The following is a 15,666-nucleotide window of genomic DNA, read 5'->3' as shown; positions in this document are numbered from 1 at the left end:
GAAAAATGGGCGGTACTGAATCAATCCAACCCTTTGGCCCGCGCCTGAACCGTGAAGCTGCAGCGATCCGGCTTCAGGTCAATCAGCGGCGTGCCGTCGAGGCAATCCAACCCGCGCACGATCAAACGCGTTCCTTCCCGCCGGATCAGCCGCACACGGGATGTTCCGATGGGATTGGGTCTGAGCGGAGAGCGCAGGGAAAACGTGCCGCGCACCGCGCCGTCCGCTTTGGGCGATTGGGTCAGCAGATCACGCCGGGCGAGGTGCAGCCAGTAGAGCACTTCCACGCTGTCGAACCTCTCCAGCCCGGCAAGCGCCGGTTCCAACTCCGGGATCGCCGTGATCGTACAGTCAGGCCCTGCTTCTGCATCGCCCTGGCGCGGACATTGCCCGCGTTCCTTGAACGGCGTGTGGATCGTGCCGATGAACGTAACCTCGGCATCAAAACCCAACGCGTTGTCCAGCACCGTCTCCCCCGCGCGCAGCATATCACGGGGGTGTGGCTTCGGCCCGCTCACAGGATCACCTGATGTTCGCGCTGGCCCGTAACCAGCGTGTCGATGGCAAAGGTCTGCCCGGCCTGCGCCTCGCCGTCTGGCGCGCCGCCTGCGGCGGAGGTGACAATAAGGCGTGTCAGCGTTGGCCCGCCAAAGGCCGGGCAGGTTGTCTGGCTGGCGGGCAGCCGGAAGGCATGTTCAAAGCCGCCATCAGGCCCATAACAGGCCACGCGCCCCGCGCCCCATTGCGCATTCCAGAAGTTGCCCTGCGCATCAACAACCGCGCCATCGGGGGTAATCCCGCCCTTGCCCAGATCAAGGAACACCTCTGGCGCTGCGTTGGGCCAGCCCTCGGCATCCAGTGCCACACGCCAGACCTTGGCCTCGGCGCTATCGGCAAAATAGGCCAGATCGCCCGACGGCGCGAAACAGATGGCGTTGGAGATGGTGATATCCGGGAACAGCTTTCGCACCTCGCCGCGATAGTAGCGGTAGATCGCGCCAAGCCCCGGCTCGGCCTCATATCCCATGGTGCCAATCCAGAAACCTCCCTGAGGGTCCGCGCGACCATCGTTGGAGCGGGTCGCGGCGTTATCCGGCTCAAGATCGGCAACGTGGGTCTGGGTCCCGTCTTTCAGGTCAAACCGGACAAGATCGCGCGCCGTCGCCACGAGCAGCGTGTCATGATCCACCCAGCCCGCAGCAGACACGGCGCGGTCAAACTGCCAGTGCCGTTCCGCCCTGCCATCCCATTCGTAAAGCCGGTGCGCTTTTATATCGAACCAGAACAGCGCCGCGCGCTCCGGGTGCCACAGCGGCCCCTCGCCCAGCGCGCAGCGGGTCTTTGAAATCACATCTGCCGCCATGCGCGCCTCCCTTGCGTTCCGACCGGTCCAGATGCCCACATCCGGGCGCGCGGAGCAAGCCCTGCCGACACTGCGCGATTTAGGGCTGGAAAATCAAAGCGATCTGGGCAACGCTCTGCCCCGCAACACTGACCCAAGAGGAACGCCCGATGACCTGCGTCTTCGTCCAGATCCGCTGCACCCCCGGCACCGCGTACCGCGTGGCCGGTGACATTGTCCTGCGCGAGATCCATTCCGAACTGTATTCGACAAGCGGCGAGTACGACCTGATGGTCAAGCTCTACATCCCCGAAGGTGAGGACGTGGGCAAATATATCAATGACCGATTGCTGGATATCACCGGCATCGAACGCACGCTGACCACGCTGACGTTCCGGGCGTTCTGAGGTCAGGCGCACAACTGGGAGAAAAACAATGAAATTTAAGACTATTATGATGGGCGCGGCCCTTGCGGCACTGGCCGCAGGCGCGCAGGCGGATGTGAAGGTGGGCATGATCACCACGCTTTCGGGCGGCGGCGCAGGGCTTGGCATCGACGTGCGGGACGGCTTCATGCTGGCGATCGAGCAATCTGGCCGCGACGACATCGAGGTGGTGATCGAGGACGATCAGCGCAAGCCGGACGTCGCCGTGCAACTGGCCGACAAGATGATCCAGTCCGAGAAGGTCGACGTGCTGACCGGCATCATCTGGTCCAACCTCGCCATGGCGGTGGTGCCTGCGGCGACGGCGCAGGGCAAGGTTTATCTGTCGCCGAACGCGGGCCCGTCTGCGCTTGCGGGCAAGGGCTGCCACAAGAACTACTTCAACGTGGCCTGGCAGAACGATGCGTTTCACGAGGCGGCCGGCGCTTATGCGGCAGGCGACGGCTCTGGCAATGCTTTCATCATGGCGCCGAATTATCCGGCTGGTAAGGATGCTCTGACCGGCTTCAAGCGCGGCTTTGGCGGCGATGTGGCGGCAGAGGTCTATACCAAGCTCGGCCAGACCGACTACGCGGCCGAGATCGCCCAGATCAAGGCTTCAGGCGCGGATGTGCTCTACTACTTCCTGCCCGGCGGCATGGGGATCTCCTTCATGAAGCAATACGCGGCTTCGGGCGCGGACATTCCCGTGATCGGCCCGGCGTTCAGCTTTGACCAGGGCATCCTCGGGGCCATTGGCGAGGCGGCTTTGGGTGTGAAAAACACGGCGCATTGGTCGAAGGATCTGGACGTGCCGGGCAACGCCGAATTCGTGGCGCGCTTTTCCGAGAAATATGGCCGCCTGCCGTCTGTCTACGCGGCGCAAGGCTTTGACACAGGGCTTTTGCTGGCCTCAGCCGTGGCAAAAGCGGATGTCAGCGACGCGGAGGCGTTCCATGGCGCTTTGAAGGCGGCGGACTTCCAGTCGGTGCGCGGGGACTTTGCCTTCGCGGAAAACCAGCACCCGATCCAGACCATCTACATGCGTGAGGTGGTCAAGGAAGGCGAGATCGTCACCAACCGTCTCGTCGGCCCGGCGGCAGAGGGGTATTCCGATCCTTATGGCGCTGAATGCAAGATGTGATCTGAAGGGGTGTCGGGGCAAAGCCCCGACCTACGGGCCGTCGGCGCGGGTTTTGTCTGTGTGACACAGAGAACATTGGCGCGGCGGTCTAGTAGGCCGGGGCTGTGCCCCGGCCCCACTTTGACTGTAACATGACCCTCCCCCTCCTCATCGAACAGGTCCTGAACGGGCTGCAAGCGGGCGTGATGCTGTTTCTCATGGCCGCCGGGCTGACGCTGATTTTTGGTGTCATGGGGTTGATCAACCTCGCCCATGGCTCGCTCTACATGATCGGCGCGTTCTTTGCCGCCGCCGTTGCTGCCTGGAGCGGGAGTTTTCTGCTGGGGCTTGTGGCGGCGCTGGCCGGGGCCGCCTTTGCCGGTGCGTTGATCGAACGGGTGGTGATACGCAGGCTTTACGGGCGGGATCACCTTGATCAGGTTCTGGCGACCTTTGCCCTGATCCTGATTTTCTCCGAAGGCACGCGCTGGCTCTTTGGGTCTTTCCCGCTGTACCTTGACGCACCGGACGCGCTCTCGAAGCCCATCGCGTTGCCTTTCGGCATTCTCTACCCTGCCTACCGGCTTGCAATCATTGGCGTGGGGCTTGCCGTGGCCCTCGGTCTGTTCTGGCTGATCGGGCGCACGCGGCTTGGCATTCGCATCCGTGCGGGCGAGAACGACCGGGAAATGATCGCGGCGCTTGGGGTCGATATTGACCGGCTCTATACAATGGTGTTTGCGCTTGGAGCGGCGTTGGCGGGCCTCGCCGGGGCGCTTGTAGGGGCCATCCAATCGGTGCAGGTGGGCATGGGCGAGCCCGTGTTGATCCTGGCTTTTGTGGTGATCGTCATCGGCGGCATCGGGTCAATCAAAGGCGCACTGATAGGCGCGTTGCTGGTTGGCCTGACGGACACGCTGGGCGGGGTTTTCCTGCCGCAGTTGTTCAAGCTGTTCATGGAACCGGCGGCGGCGACGCAGACGGGCGCATCGCTCGCGTCCATGGCGATCTACATCCTCATGGCGCTGGTGCTGATCTGGCGTCCCACGGGGTTGTTTGGAGCGCGGGCATGAGGGACCTGTGGTGCGAGCGCTTTGAGCGGGGTCTCTTTTCGGGGCGCTGCCCCGGACCCCGGGATATTTTTGGCACAAAGAAACCGGGATACCGCACATGAGCAGGGAAGCCGTGATCAATGCGGTGGTTGTTGCGGGCCTTGTCCTCGTACCGCTGTGGGCCGTTTGGGCCGATGAGCCGTTCACCATTACACTTGCGACGCGGGCGGTGGTGTTGGCGCTTGCGGCCGTTGGGCTCAATCTGGCTTTGGGGCTGGGCGGGTTGGTGAGCCTTGGGCATGCGGTGTTCTTTGGGATTGGCGGCTATGCAATGGGGGTTTTGGCCTCCCATGCGCAAAGTTATACACCTTTGATGGAGTGGCCGGTTCTGATCGAGGGCACCAAGTCCATGCCGATTATCTGGCTGGTTTCCATTGTCGCCTCAGCCCTGGTGGCGCTGGTGATCGGGTCGGTTTCGCTGCGCACGTCCGGTGTCTATTTCATCATGATCACGCTGGCTTTTGGACAGATGTTCTTTTTCTTCACCATCAGTTGGGCCGCTTATGGCGGCGAAGACGGCTTGTCGATCTATGTCCGAAACGGGTTTCCGGGGTTAAACACGCTGGTGCCGATCCAATTCTACGGGCTGTGCCTTGTGGTTCTGCTTGTGGTGCTTGTGTTTTGTTCCGCGCTTGCCCGTTCGCCCTTTGGCCTTGCTTTGAACGCGGCGCGACAAGCGCCGGAGCGGGTGCAGGCCGTGGGGCTTGATCCATTCCGCCTGCGGCTGGTGGCCTTTGTGATCAGCGGAGCGATCACCGGGCTTGCGGGGGCGCTCTTCGCGGATCTGGCGCGGTTTGTCAGCCCAACGATGTTCAGCTGGCAGCTGTCCGGCGAGATCATGGTTTTCATCATCATCGGCGGCGTGGCGCGGCTGTTCGGCCCGGTCGTGGGCGCCGTTCTGTTTGTGATGCTGGAGCATTGGCTTGGGGGCTTGAGCGACTATTGGCATGTGTTCCTGGGGCTCCTGCTCCTTGGGATCGTGCTCTTTGCCAAGGGCGGGTTGATCGGTGTGTTGGCTGGAAAGGCGCGGGCGCATGACTGAACCGGTTCTGGAGACCCGCGCGATCACCAAATCCTTTGGTGCGCTGAAGGCCTCTGATGCGGTGTCACTGGACCTGCGCCCCGGAGAGATTCACGCCATCATCGGCCCCAATGGCGCAGGAAAAAGCACGCTCATCGGGCAGATCAGCGGCGCTTTGGTGCCGGACTCGGGTGCAGTGTTTCTGGATGGGGAGGACGTCACTGCCCTGCCGCCGCAGGTCCGCGCGCGCAAAGGTCTGGCGCGGTCGTTCCAGATCAGTCAATTGGCAATGGAAGACTCGGTTTTGCAGAACGCCCTGCTCGGCGCTTTGGGCGCGGGCGGCTCGCCGTGGCGGTTCTTTCGGCCTGCGCTCTCGGACCGACCCCTACGAGAACGGGCTGAGGCGGCTTTGGCTCGCGTGGGTCTGACCGAACAGGCCGCGCGTGTCACCGCAGAGCTGTCGCACGGGCAAAGGCGGCTGTTGGAAGTGGCCGTGGCGCTGACCATGGCTCCCAAGGTATTTGTCATGGATGAGCCGATGGCCGGACTGGGGACCGAGGGCAGCGCCGCGCTGACCCGGCTTTTGGATCAGTTGCGCCATGAGGCCCCGATCCTGTTGGTGGAGCACGACATGGACGCGGTCTTTGCCCTCGCGGACCGGATCAGCGTGCTGGTCTATGGCCGGGTGATCGCAACCGGGACGGTCGAAGAAATCCGCGCCAACCGGGCCGTGCAGGACGCCTACCTGGGGGGCGAGACATGAGTCTTCTGACGGTCCGAGGATTGGAGGCGCGCTATGGCGCGTCGCAAGCGCTGTTCGGCGTTGATCTGGAGATTGACGAGGGCGAGGTGCTGGCGCTCATGGGCCGCAATGGCATGGGCAAGTCGACAACCGTCAAATGCCTGTGCCGGATGATGGTCTCTTCCGGAGACTTGCGGTTTGCCGGACAGGACCTGCACGGCTTGCGCGCGCATCAGGCAGGGCGGCTCGGGATAGGCCTTGTGCCGGAGGGGCGGCGCTGTTTCGCAGACCTCACCGTGCTTGAAAACCTTGTGGCAGCCGCGCGGCCCGGTCATTGGGATGCAGAGCGCGTTGGCGCGTTGTTTCCACGCCTGACGGAGCGGCAAGGTCAGATTGCCCGCAGCCTGTCGGGCGGCGAGCAGCAGATGCTCGCCATCGGGCGGGCACTGATGACCAACCCGCGCCTGCTCGTGCTGGATGAAGCGACAGAAGGGCTTGCGCCGATTGTGCGGCAGGAGATCTGGGCCGCGCTGACGAAGCTCAAGGCAGAGACCGGCATGGCAATGCTCATCATCGACAAATCGCTCTCCGAGATCAGCGCCGTGGCGGATCGGGCGGTGATCCTTGAGCGCGGCAAATCAGTTTGGACCGGGGAGCCGGAGGGGATCTCCGGAGAGATCGCGGAGCGGTATTTGGGGGTTTGAGGACGCGCTACACCGCCAGCAATGCCTCATCGAACCAGACATCCTCGTAACTTGGGGTCACAAGGAAACGCCACCCCGGCGCAAGTCCGAGATACGGCATCAACAGCGGTAGACCCTCCGCGATATGTGAAACATGGCAAGGTTCGAAAAAGTCAGGCGCTTCGGAGAGCTCCGAACCACCCCAAAGGAACCAGCCGCTGTTGCTTCCCGCCACCGGGTGACGCAGGCCATTCAGAGGCATTTCAAACTGCCACGCGGTTTTTGCAACGCCGACAAAGCTCGCCATAGCGGTTTCGACAAAGGGGCTTTCCCAGCGGGCGCATATCTCTCTTTGTTGTTTGACCCACATGACCGGTCTCCAAACTCATCACGCGTGACGCGACCTTGGTATGGCAGGGCGCTGCTGTCCAGCGTTTGGCACAATCGAGCTGGGATCCGGAGCCAATTCGAAATTTTCCCACCTCTCAACCATGGACATTCCCGCGTCCGCACGGCATCCCGTTAGCACTAACAGGAGGGCCACAGTCTGATCGCAGACCCAGCGCAGGCGGCCTTCCGCGACCAGAAGGACATGCCGCAATGAAGATCGCTCTGATCGGCGTGGGCAAGATTGCCCTCGACCAGCACGTGCCCGCGATTGCCGGGAGTGAGGATTGGGAGCTGGCCGCGACCTGCTCGCGGCATGGCTCTGTACCCGGCGTTCCGGCGTTCACCGATTTGGACACCATGCTGGCCGCGCATCCGGACATTGAAACCGTCTCGCTCTGCATGCCGCCGGTGCCCCGGTTTGACTTCGCCGCCAAAGCCATCGCGGCGGGGCGCAATGTGATGCTCGAAAAGCCGCCCGGCGCGTCTTTGGCAGAGTGTCATGCGCTGGAAGCCATGGCGCGCGCCGCCGGGGTCAGTCTCTTTGCCACATGGCATTCGCGCGCTGCGGACAAGGTGCAGGGTGCCAAGGCGTGGCTTCAGGACAAGTCCATCACCCGTGCCCATGTCACATGGCGCGAGAGCGTGCGCAAATGGCATCCCGGTCAGGATTGGGTGTTTGAGCCGGGCGGCATGGGTGTGTTTGATCCCGGCATCAACGGGCTGAGCATTCTCACGGAAATCCTCCCTGCCCCGGTGCATCTGCGCTCTGCGACACTGGCATACCCTGAAAACCGGCAGACGCCGATTGCGGCGCGGCTCTCTTTCACCGGCAACACCTCCGCCGAGTTTGATTGGCGCGAAGAGGATCGGGATGTCTGGGATATCGAGGTGGACACACCAGACGGCACGCTTGCCCTGCGCGATGGCGGCGCGCGGATGGAGATCGACGGCGCTGACCATGACGACGGTCAACCGGCGCTTGGCGAATACCCCCGTCTTTATGTGCAAATGGCGGATCTGGTGCGGGCCGGAGCCATCGACATGGATCTCAGCCCGCTAGTGCATGTGGCGGACGCCCATATGCTCGGGCGGCGGGAGACAGTCGAGCCATTTGATTTCTGAAAACGGGCCGGGCGCGGCAAGGGCCACGCAGAGCGGCGGGCTTTTTTGCAGACTGGCGTAATCGATTACAAACCTATACCTCTAACCACGAAGCCGAGCCACAGGTGGAGCAAACACCGCTTGAAGTGCCTCGCCAGCGACAAAGCCTCTGCCCGGCGGTCCGGGAAAGTGGCGCGCGACACGGGAGATTAACAAATGACGTTCAAACCGCATGGCAAACACCTGATTGCGGGCGACTGGGTCGCCTCCGAGCAGACTTTCCTGTCCGAGCCATCCTCCGGCGCGGCGCACGCCTTTTCCGTCGGCACGCCGGACTTGGTAAATCAGGCCTGCGAGGCCGCTGAAGAGGCCTTCTGGACTTTCGGCTATAGCAGCCGTCAGACGCGCGCAGACTTTCTGAACGCCATCGCGGATGAGATCGAAGCGCGCGGCGATGCCATCACCCAGATCGGCTGCGAGGAAACCGGCCTGCCGGAGGCACGCCTGCAAGGCGAGCGCGGCCGCACGACCGGCCAGCTTCGGCTCTTTGCATCGCACATTCTGAGCGGTGATTATCTTGACCGCCGCCATGACGCCGCCCTGCCCGATCGTGCGCCCCTGCCCCGGCCTGATCTCAAGATGGTGCAACGCCCGATCGGCCCGGTCGCCGTCTTTGGCGCGTCCAACTTTCCTTTGGCCTTCTCCACGGCGGGGGGCGACACGGCCGCTGCTTTGGCCGCTGGCTGTCCTGTTGTAGTCAAAGGTCACTCCGCCCACCCCGGCACCGGTGAAATCATTGCAGAGGCCATCCATGCAGCGATTGAAAAGACCGGCGTGCCGAAAGGCGTGTTCTCGCTAATCCAGGGCGGCAAACGCGACGTGGGCACCACCCTTGTGCAGCATCCGCTGATCAAAGCCGTCGGCTTTACCGGATCGCTGGGCGGGGGCCGCGCCCTGTTCGACCTGTGCGCGCAGCGCCCGGAGCCGATCCCCTTCTTTGGCGAGCTAGGCTCCGTCAATCCAATGTTCATCCTGCCGGACGCACTCAAGACGCGCGGCGCACAGATCGGCACCGGCTGGGCCGGATCGCTCACCATGGGTGCGGGACAGTTCTGCACCAATCCCGGCATTGCCGTGGTTCAGAAAGGCGCGGAGGGCGATGCTTTTGTCTCTGCCGCGGCAGAGGCGCTCAAGGGCGTTCAGACCCAATGTATGCTCACCGATGGCATCGCACAGGCCTACAAGGACGGCAAAAGCCGCTTTGACGGGCGCAATGCGGTAGAGCCGGTTCTGGTGACGGACAGCGAAGGGCGCAATGCCTCGCCCAACCTCTATCAGACCGATGCGGGAAATTACCTGCAGGATCATGCGCTTGGCGAAGAGGTCTTTGGCCCGCTCGGCCTCGTGGTTCGGGTCGAAAACCCCGATGAGATGGAGACGCTCGCGCGCGGTTTCGAAGGGCAACTCACCTGCACCCTGCACATGGACGCAGGCGACACGGCGCTTGGCCAGCGCCTGATGCCGATTCTGGAACGCAAGGCCGGACGCATTCTGGTCAACGGCTTTCCGACCGGCGTCGAAGTGGCCGACAGCATGGTACACGGCGGCCCCTACCCCGCCTCTACCAACTTTGGCGCCACTTCCGTTGGCACGCTGTCGATCCGCCGTTTCCTGCGCCCCGTGTGCTATCAGAACCTGCCGGACGCGCTCCTGCCTGCCGATCTCACCTGACCAATCCGCTGAAGTAGAGGACCACACAATGAGCATGATGGCCAAAGTGACCGCGCTTGTCGGCGGCACCGTTGCCCTTGTCCGCAGCATCGGCGCGCCCCGCCATCAGGCTTTCGGCGCGGCGCCCGACATCCCCGAAGCCCGTTCACAGGGTATCATGACGCTGAAAATGCCGGTGGCCGAAGGCTGGAAAGATGGCCATCTGCCCACCTGTGCGCCGGGCCTGAAGGTCAACGCCTTTGCCTCCGGCCTTGATCATCCGCGCTGGATCGAGGTGCTGCCCAATGGCGATGTTCTGGTGGCCGAATCCAAGGAAGAACCCGGCCCGCCCAAAACCCTGATGGACCGCGCCGCGCAGGCCACCATGAAACGCGTGAAGGCCATCGGCAAAAGCGCCAACCGCGTCACCCTCTGGCGCGACGCGGATGGCGATGGCGTGGCCGAAATCCGCGAGGTGTTTGTCGAGAATCAGAACCAGCCCTTCGGCATGGCACTGGTGGACGAGCGCTTCTACCTGGGCAACACGGATGGCATTCGCGTGTTCAACTACACCCCCGGACAGCCGCTGGCCGGGGACGGCACACCGCTGGTCTCGTTCAAGCCGCACGGTCACTGGACCCGCAGCCTCATTGCCTCTCCTGATGGCACAAAAATTTACGCCGGTGTCGGCTCGCTTTCCAATATTGGCGATCAGGGCATGGAGGCCGAGGAAGGCCGCGCCGCGATCTGGGAGCTAGACATCGCCACCGGCAAGGCCCGCATCTTTGCCTCTGGCCTGCGCAATGCTGTCGGCACGGCCTGGGAGCCTGAGACAGGCAAGCTGTGGACCGTGGTCAACGAACGCGACGGCCTCGGGGACGAAACACCGCCCGACTACCTGACATCCGTGGAAGACGGCGGTTTCTACGGCTGGCCCTATTGCTACTGGGACCGGATCGTGGATGACCGTGTGCCGCAGGATCCCGAAAAGGTCGCCAGCGCCACAACGCCCGACTACGCGCTCGGCGGGCACACGGCCTCGCTCGGCCTGTGCTGGATGCCAGAAGGCACCCTGCCCGGCTTTGGAAACGGCATGGTGATCGGCCAGCACGGATCGTGGAACCGCTCGAAATTGAGCGGCTACAAGCTGATCTTCATCCCGTTCGAGAACGGCAAACCCAGCGGCCCCGCGCGCGATATCCTGTCCGGTTTCCTGTCAGAGGACGAAAAGCTCGCCTATGGTCGCCCGGTTGGCGTGACACTCGGCGCGGACCGCAAATCGCTGCTCATGGCAGACGACGTGGGCGACATCATCTGGCGGGTCACAGCGGCCGATTGACCGCCCTCCCGCGCAACCCGCCCCCCTGGCAACGGCGGAACGCCGCTGCATATGTGCGCTTTTGTGGTCCGTATGCAGCGGGACCGGGTCTATGACCGGGCCAGACAGGGAAATTTTCAAAATATCCTCAGAGGCTTAAACGCCGCCGCCCAAGAATTTGCAAAGCTGCGTTTTTTGCCTTGTGCAGCCGTTGCTTGGATGGTTATACCCGTCGGCGGAGACGTGGCCGAGTGGTCGAAGGCGCTCCCCTGCTAAGGGAGTAGGCGGGAAACCGTCTCGAGGGTTCGAATCCCTTCGTCTCCGCCATAAACCTCAATAAAAACAGATACATGAAGAAAACCGCCCCCTGCGGGGCGATGTTCTAGTTTTCGCGAAACTTCCCAGAACATCGTGGGAACTCGCACCACGTTTTGGCAAGAAATTGGCAAAACGGATTCTACGGATTTCGCTTTCAGAACAGCCCTGCTGGAGTCTCAGTCTTGCTGACTATCAATTCCCTGCGTCTGCCGCCCCCACCTTCACGCGATACTGTGTAGGTCAATCGAACCTCATCAATCACAGCCCATTCGAAAAGACTTCGTATCTCAGGCGTGTCGTTAATCGACAGTACAAACTCGCCCTGGCTCGACTTAAGCAGATCAGCCATCAGAGTGAACTGATCGCGAGAAAATGCGTCACCGTAGTCTTGCTCGTTTCCGAAGTATGGCGGGTCAAGATAGAACAGTGTGTTCCGCCCGTCATAGCGCGCCAGAATGTCGGCCCAGTCCAAGTTCTCGAAAACGACACCGGACAGCCGCTCGTGTGCAGCCTCCAAATGCTTGGCGATCTGCGTAATATCAAACCGGCTAGGACGATCCACCGCTACTCCGAAGACACCATCCACTTTGCCACCGAATGCCTGTCGCTGCAGATAGAGAAAACGCGCCGCGCGCTCCAGGTCGGTGAGTGTGGACGGATCGCACTTCCGAAGCCTCTCAAACTCGCGACGGCTGGATACCTGATACTTCAGCGTATCCATGAACTGCGGATAGTGTCTCTGTAGGATACGAAACAGGTTGATGATCTCGCCATTGGCGTCGTTGATCACCTCGACCTTGGGTCGGTAGGCGCGCCGCAAAAACACGCCACCCATACCAACAAATGGCTCGACATAGGTTTGATGGGGAATCCGCTCTATGCGCTCGATAAGCGTTTTTGCGAGCTTCGACTTACCGCCCATCCACGGGGCGACTGGCGCAGCAGCGCCTACGTACTGTTGTGTCATGATTTTTCATTAGTAAGGTCGCCTTGCTCACGTGAGCATGGGCGACGATTCTGATGAATGTTCGTCGGCGGGGGTCATTTGACCGTGGACCCCGTGGTGGGTGGTGTTGGCGCACCACCTGCCCCCAAAATTGGAAACGTTCCTCCTACTACCTGCTACCACCCGGCGATTAAGTTCGAGGCACGCCCACTTTCTGAAGAACTCTTTTTGTTCAGCTCCGCCCGCCTCGATGCGCTGGCGGAGGTATGCTCCGCACAGCGGGCTTTCGCATAAACCCTCGCCGCACAGCCGCGAGCGACGGTTTCGTCAATCCGTTCCTGATCTTGCAGGGTGAGCCCCTGAGCACCCGGAAGCGCATCACCGATAGCTTGGCTCAGACCGGGCACATTTCCCGGTGTCGAACTGAAACACCCCGCCAGCGTCAACACACTCGCGGCGGCCAAGATCAGCCTGGATCGCTTGCCCAACAGCTTTTGCATTCTCCGCCTCCACTTCTGCTTCGTGATCCGCGCGACCGGACTGGTGCAGCCACAGCCCCGCGCCAATGAGGGCGATCAACAGACCGCCCAAGACTGCCAGCCTGATCATACGGACGCACCGATCAGACAAAGGTCCCGCTCTTCCGCCCGGCGGCGCACAAGGCCGCGCAGGACGCGGCCTCCGGCCTTGTTCCACCAGGTCAGCGCCTCGCACCCGCCTGCAATGTCACCCGCGTTCAGGCGGCGCGTCGCGGTGCTTTTCCCTGCCCCGGCTACGCCCACGTTATAGGCCAGCGACCCATAGGCGGCGGCTCGCGTCGGTGGCAGGCGCGCGGAGATGGTCTCAGGCAAGAAGTAGCCATGCAGCCCGGTCCGATAGCTGACCAGCTCACGTTCCAGCATCGCGCGGCATTCCGCTTCGGTATAGCGGTCGCCCAGCTTGACGCCCTTGGTTTCGCCATAGCAGACGGTCGGGATACCCACGGGATCGAGATAAGCCTCAAGCCGCAACCCTTCCCATTTGGCGACCAGCGGGAAAGCGTGATCGAGGAAGGCTTGCGTGGCATCGGGGCTGGCCTCTGCCTCGATCGGCTGGGCCTCTGTACGCTCGATCGCGCTCGGCTCCTGAGACATCCAGATCCCGCCGCCAAGCAAGGCAATCAAAGCGATCAGCCCAACCCACGGCGGGCTGTGGAAGGTGTTCCGATCCTTCGGATGCTCGATCCCCTGGCGCAAGACGCGCCCGAAAACGCCGTAAGCAAAACAGGCCATCGACAGCCAAAACCAGACGCGCGGGTTCGTATCGACGCCTGTGATCCAATAGATCACATCGCCCAACCAGAGGACGACAATTCCGAGATAGATTGCCCACATCGAATGGGACCGCGCCGCGATGGCGCGGGCATTGGGTACAAGTTTCATGGCTTCCTCCATAAAAAAGCCCGCTCTGAGGCGGGCAAAACGGTCAGTTTTGGTTCAAATCACTTCGGCCAGAGGTTTAACCCCTTGAGCGCGGCGACTGCCGCTCCGGCCAGCACGATCAGCCCACCGAAGGCTTTCAGGAACGCGATCAACCGGCGCTGCGTCCGATAGGCGAGAAGGATTTCCCTCAGCGTTGTGCCATCCCGAACGATGTCGCGCAGCAGATCGCGTTCCTTCTTGTCCTGGAACATCTCCGCCAAGGAGAGCAGCGTTCTGCGCTCCGCATCCGAGAACGGATTCTCCGACGTTGTTTCACTCATTGCCTGTCCTCTTCCTTTGAAACCCGCTCAAGTCGCAGGGTCGATTTGTTGCCCGATAAGAATGCCGCCTTCGAGAAAGACGCGAAGGTTTGCCGTGTCCCAGATCTGATAGGACGCCACCTTTCCAACCTCGAAAGCCGCCATTTGCGCGGCGCTCACGTTGAAGAGCCAAAGGCCGTCGCCGCTGTGCACCCCGGTGACCTCGACGTCGGCAGCACCGCCTTTGGAGCGACGGATGCGCATAACGAAGTCACCGGCTGTAACGGCAACCCCCGCCCCGTCTTGGGCCAGCATTTCAAAGGGCAGCGCTTCACCTTTGGTGTAGTCCTCGATGTCATAGCGTTCCGACATTTGCCGTCGCCCTCCATGTTCTGGCGCGCCCGGTGGCCGCATGTTTCAAAGCAGTGCCGGTGGCCATGTGTGTGGCCGCCTTCCCAACCGGCCCCTCGAACCCCGATGGATCAGGTTCCGGCGCGGGGTCTTCCAAAGGCGTGAGCAGAAAGGTGGACGTGAACCACGTCTTCGGGTTCGCGATCCCTGTGGCAAAGTCTGCTGGCGCATACGCCCCGGTGTCGCGCGTGATCTGCCCGGTGCAGGCGACCAGATCATACGTGCTGTCCTGCCCGATCACGGTTTGCGCGCTCAGCTCGGGATGGCTCAGATCCCGACTGCCGGTCTGGTGAACCAAAGCGGCACCGACCACCACCAAAGAGCCGTCCCGCGTCACGTCCACCGTTGAGGCCGCAATCGGATTGTTGCCACCGGCCTTCACAACAGCGAACGAAACCGCTTCGACGCCGCGATAAGCCCGGATATTGAAGCCGGTTGTGTGACCGCTGTAGACCGCACCGCTAAAGGTCAGCTCTGCCGGAACGCTGGCGCCAATGGTCAAAACGCCTACCGCACCGACAGTATCGACAACGCCATTGGAATGAATGTTCCGAACTGCATCATCCACATCCGTGACAATGTCGAAGTTGCGTTGGGTGTTCGCCCCGCCGAACCACTGGATCAGCAGAACGTCACCGGCCTGCAGGGGCAAGGCGGAGATGTCGGCCGTCTTGCCGGTCCCCGCCTGTGCCACTTCACCCAAGTAGGTGATCGCCATCAGGGATAGCTGCCCAGATCGAGCGCCGTCGCATCCCCAAAGCCACGCCCGCCTTCACCAAAGAAGGCCGTGTAAGCTGCCTGATCCGCCGCCAGCAGTTCCGCATAGCTCATGCCGGACGCGGCAACGTCGATCAGATGGTACTGGTAGAGAATGAAGCTCTGACCATCATCGGAGCGCAGGCTGTTGTAGGGCGGGACGTTCCCCCAGAACGCCTGGTAGATTGCGTTCAGGCTCGCATTGGCGTTCGGCGATCCGCTCCACCCGCTGGAGTTCAGGGCCTTCTGGCGCGGCCCTGTTGTGTTGTTCAGAGAACCAAGCAAAAGGCGGTTTGTGGCAAAGGCCGCCGTGTTGCCCATGCCGGTGAAGTAGAGGTTTGTCGTGGCCGTCGCCACGCGGGTCACGTCAGCCCAGACAAACATGGCGACCTCGCGCCCCGGATTGTTCGCAAGGTAGTCGCGGATTGCGTCCGCCCCGTAGATCCCGGCGCGGTGTCCGCCCTGCGACGTGCGGCTGACGACGCCATGCAGCGCCCCGTTTGTGGTCCGCTCGAAGGCCCCTTCTGCTCCGGTGAAGGTGTTTTCGA

General features: G+C 62.2%; 19 protein-coding genes and 1 tRNA gene. 10 read left to right on the top strand and 10 right to left on the bottom strand.

Translation table 11 applies throughout. From position 1 onward, the window contains the following. Positions 1–20 precede the first annotated feature (20 nt). Both tsaA and E4662_RS08255 read right to left on the bottom strand, forming a co-directional pair. Positions 21–488, bottom strand: coding sequence for a tRNA (N6-threonylcarbamoyladenosine(37)-N6)-methyltransferase TrmO (gene tsaA, locus E4662_RS08260; protein WP_136441079.1), 468 nt, complete (start codon positions 486–488; stop codon positions 21–23). Positions 489–514: 26 nt separating this feature from the next. Further along, positions 515–1,363 (bottom strand): SMP-30/gluconolactonase/LRE family protein, encoded by an 849-nt coding sequence (locus E4662_RS08255; RefSeq protein WP_136441078.1) that lies wholly within the window; start codon positions 1,361–1,363, stop codon positions 515–517. 149 nt (positions 1,364–1,512) lie between these two features. Here E4662_RS08255 and E4662_RS08250 point away from each other — a divergent pair, with 149 nt between their 5' ends. The 6 genes from E4662_RS08250 (at position 1,513) to E4662_RS08225 (ending at position 6,469) form a co-directional block, all read left to right on the top strand. Then, positions 1,513–1,749 (top strand): Lrp/AsnC ligand binding domain-containing protein, encoded by a 237-nt coding sequence (locus E4662_RS08250; RefSeq protein ID WP_136441077.1) that lies wholly within the window; start codon positions 1,513–1,515, stop codon positions 1,747–1,749. Between the two features lie 28 nt (positions 1,750–1,777). Then, a complete protein-coding gene (locus tag E4662_RS08245) occupies positions 1,778–2,911 on the top strand; it encodes an ABC transporter substrate-binding protein (RefSeq protein WP_136441076.1) in 1,134 nt (377 codons plus the stop codon). Between the two features lie 131 nt (positions 2,912–3,042). Next, positions 3,043–3,963 (top strand): branched-chain amino acid ABC transporter permease, encoded by a 921-nt coding sequence (locus tag E4662_RS08240; protein ID WP_136441075.1) that lies wholly within the window; start codon positions 3,043–3,045, stop codon positions 3,961–3,963. 97 nt (positions 3,964–4,060) lie between these two features. After that, positions 4,061–5,044, top strand: coding sequence for a branched-chain amino acid ABC transporter permease (locus E4662_RS08235; protein ID WP_136441074.1), 984 nt, complete (start codon positions 4,061–4,063; stop codon positions 5,042–5,044). After that, on the top strand, positions 5,037–5,786 hold the full coding sequence (locus tag E4662_RS08230) for an ABC transporter ATP-binding protein (RefSeq protein ID WP_136441073.1): 750 nt from the start codon (positions 5,037–5,039) through the stop codon (positions 5,784–5,786). Before E4662_RS08235 ends, E4662_RS08230 begins: the two co-directional genes overlap by 8 nt. Then, on the top strand, positions 5,783–6,469 hold the full coding sequence (locus tag E4662_RS08225; protein ID WP_136441072.1) for an ABC transporter ATP-binding protein: 687 nt from the start codon (positions 5,783–5,785) through the stop codon (positions 6,467–6,469). The genes E4662_RS08230 and E4662_RS08225 overlap by 4 nt, the downstream gene beginning before the upstream one ends. A gap of 7 nt (positions 6,470–6,476) precedes the next feature. Here E4662_RS08225 and E4662_RS08220 read toward each other — a convergent pair whose 3' ends face one another. Beyond that, positions 6,477–6,818 (bottom strand): immunity protein Imm33 domain-containing protein, encoded by a 342-nt coding sequence (locus tag E4662_RS08220; RefSeq protein ID WP_136441071.1) that lies wholly within the window; start codon positions 6,816–6,818, stop codon positions 6,477–6,479. Positions 6,819–7,048: 230 nt separating this feature from the next. Here E4662_RS08220 and E4662_RS08215 point away from each other — a divergent pair, with 230 nt between their 5' ends. The 4 genes from E4662_RS08215 to E4662_RS08200 all read left to right on the top strand — a co-directional run bounded on the left by E4662_RS08215 (position 7,049) and on the right by E4662_RS08200 (position 11,294). Next, a complete protein-coding gene (locus E4662_RS08215) occupies positions 7,049–7,960 on the top strand; it encodes a Gfo/Idh/MocA family protein (protein WP_136441070.1) in 912 nt (303 codons plus the stop codon). Between the two features lie 195 nt (positions 7,961–8,155). Further along, positions 8,156–9,670, top strand: coding sequence for an aldehyde dehydrogenase (NADP(+)) (locus E4662_RS08210; RefSeq protein WP_136441069.1), 1,515 nt, complete (start codon positions 8,156–8,158; stop codon positions 9,668–9,670). 28 nt (positions 9,671–9,698) lie between these two features. Then, entirely contained in the window at positions 9,699–10,988 is a 1,290-nt protein-coding gene (locus E4662_RS08205; RefSeq protein WP_136441068.1) for a PQQ-dependent sugar dehydrogenase, read from the top strand. Positions 10,989–11,204: 216 nt separating this feature from the next. Further along, a tRNA-Ser gene (locus E4662_RS08200) sits at positions 11,205–11,294 on the top strand. A 145-nt stretch (positions 11,295–11,439) separates the two neighbouring features. On the opposite strand, the gene E4662_RS08195 is transcribed toward E4662_RS08200, so the two are convergent. The 7 genes from E4662_RS08195 to E4662_RS24040 form a co-directional block, all read right to left on the bottom strand. Next, positions 11,440–12,252, bottom strand: coding sequence for a DNA adenine methylase (locus E4662_RS08195; RefSeq protein WP_136441067.1), 813 nt, complete (start codon positions 12,250–12,252; stop codon positions 11,440–11,442). 357 nt (positions 12,253–12,609) lie between these two features. Then, a complete protein-coding gene (locus E4662_RS24045; protein WP_168797935.1) occupies positions 12,610–12,840 on the bottom strand; it encodes a hypothetical protein in 231 nt (76 codons plus the stop codon). Then, entirely contained in the window at positions 12,837–13,652 is an 816-nt protein-coding gene (locus E4662_RS08185) for a lysozyme (RefSeq protein WP_136441066.1), read from the bottom strand. Before E4662_RS08185 ends, E4662_RS24045 begins: the two co-directional genes overlap by 4 nt. 59 nt (positions 13,653–13,711) lie before the next feature. After that, complete coding sequence (locus tag E4662_RS08180; RefSeq protein WP_136441065.1) at positions 13,712–13,972, bottom strand: hypothetical protein; 261 nt, start codon at positions 13,970–13,972, stop codon at positions 13,712–13,714. Positions 13,973–13,999: 27 nt separating this feature from the next. Continuing rightward, positions 14,000–14,323, bottom strand: coding sequence for a hypothetical protein (locus E4662_RS08175; RefSeq protein WP_136441064.1), 324 nt, complete (start codon positions 14,321–14,323; stop codon positions 14,000–14,002). Then, a complete protein-coding gene (locus tag E4662_RS08170; RefSeq protein WP_136441063.1) occupies positions 14,307–15,080 on the bottom strand; it encodes a hypothetical protein in 774 nt (257 codons plus the stop codon). The genes E4662_RS08175 and E4662_RS08170 overlap by 17 nt, the downstream gene beginning before the upstream one ends. Further along, positions 15,080–15,666, bottom strand: a 587-nt coding sequence (locus E4662_RS24040; RefSeq protein WP_168797934.1) for a hypothetical protein, incomplete at its 5' end; no start/stop codon positions are given. The genes E4662_RS24040 and E4662_RS08170, both read right to left, overlap by 1 nt.

The sequence above is a fragment of the Pacificoceanicola onchidii genome, from assembly GCF_004804335.1.
Classification (GTDB): Bacteria; Pseudomonadota; Alphaproteobacteria; order Rhodobacterales; family Rhodobacteraceae; genus Pacificoceanicola; species Pacificoceanicola onchidii.
This window is presented reverse-complemented; position numbering and strand designations above follow the sequence as displayed.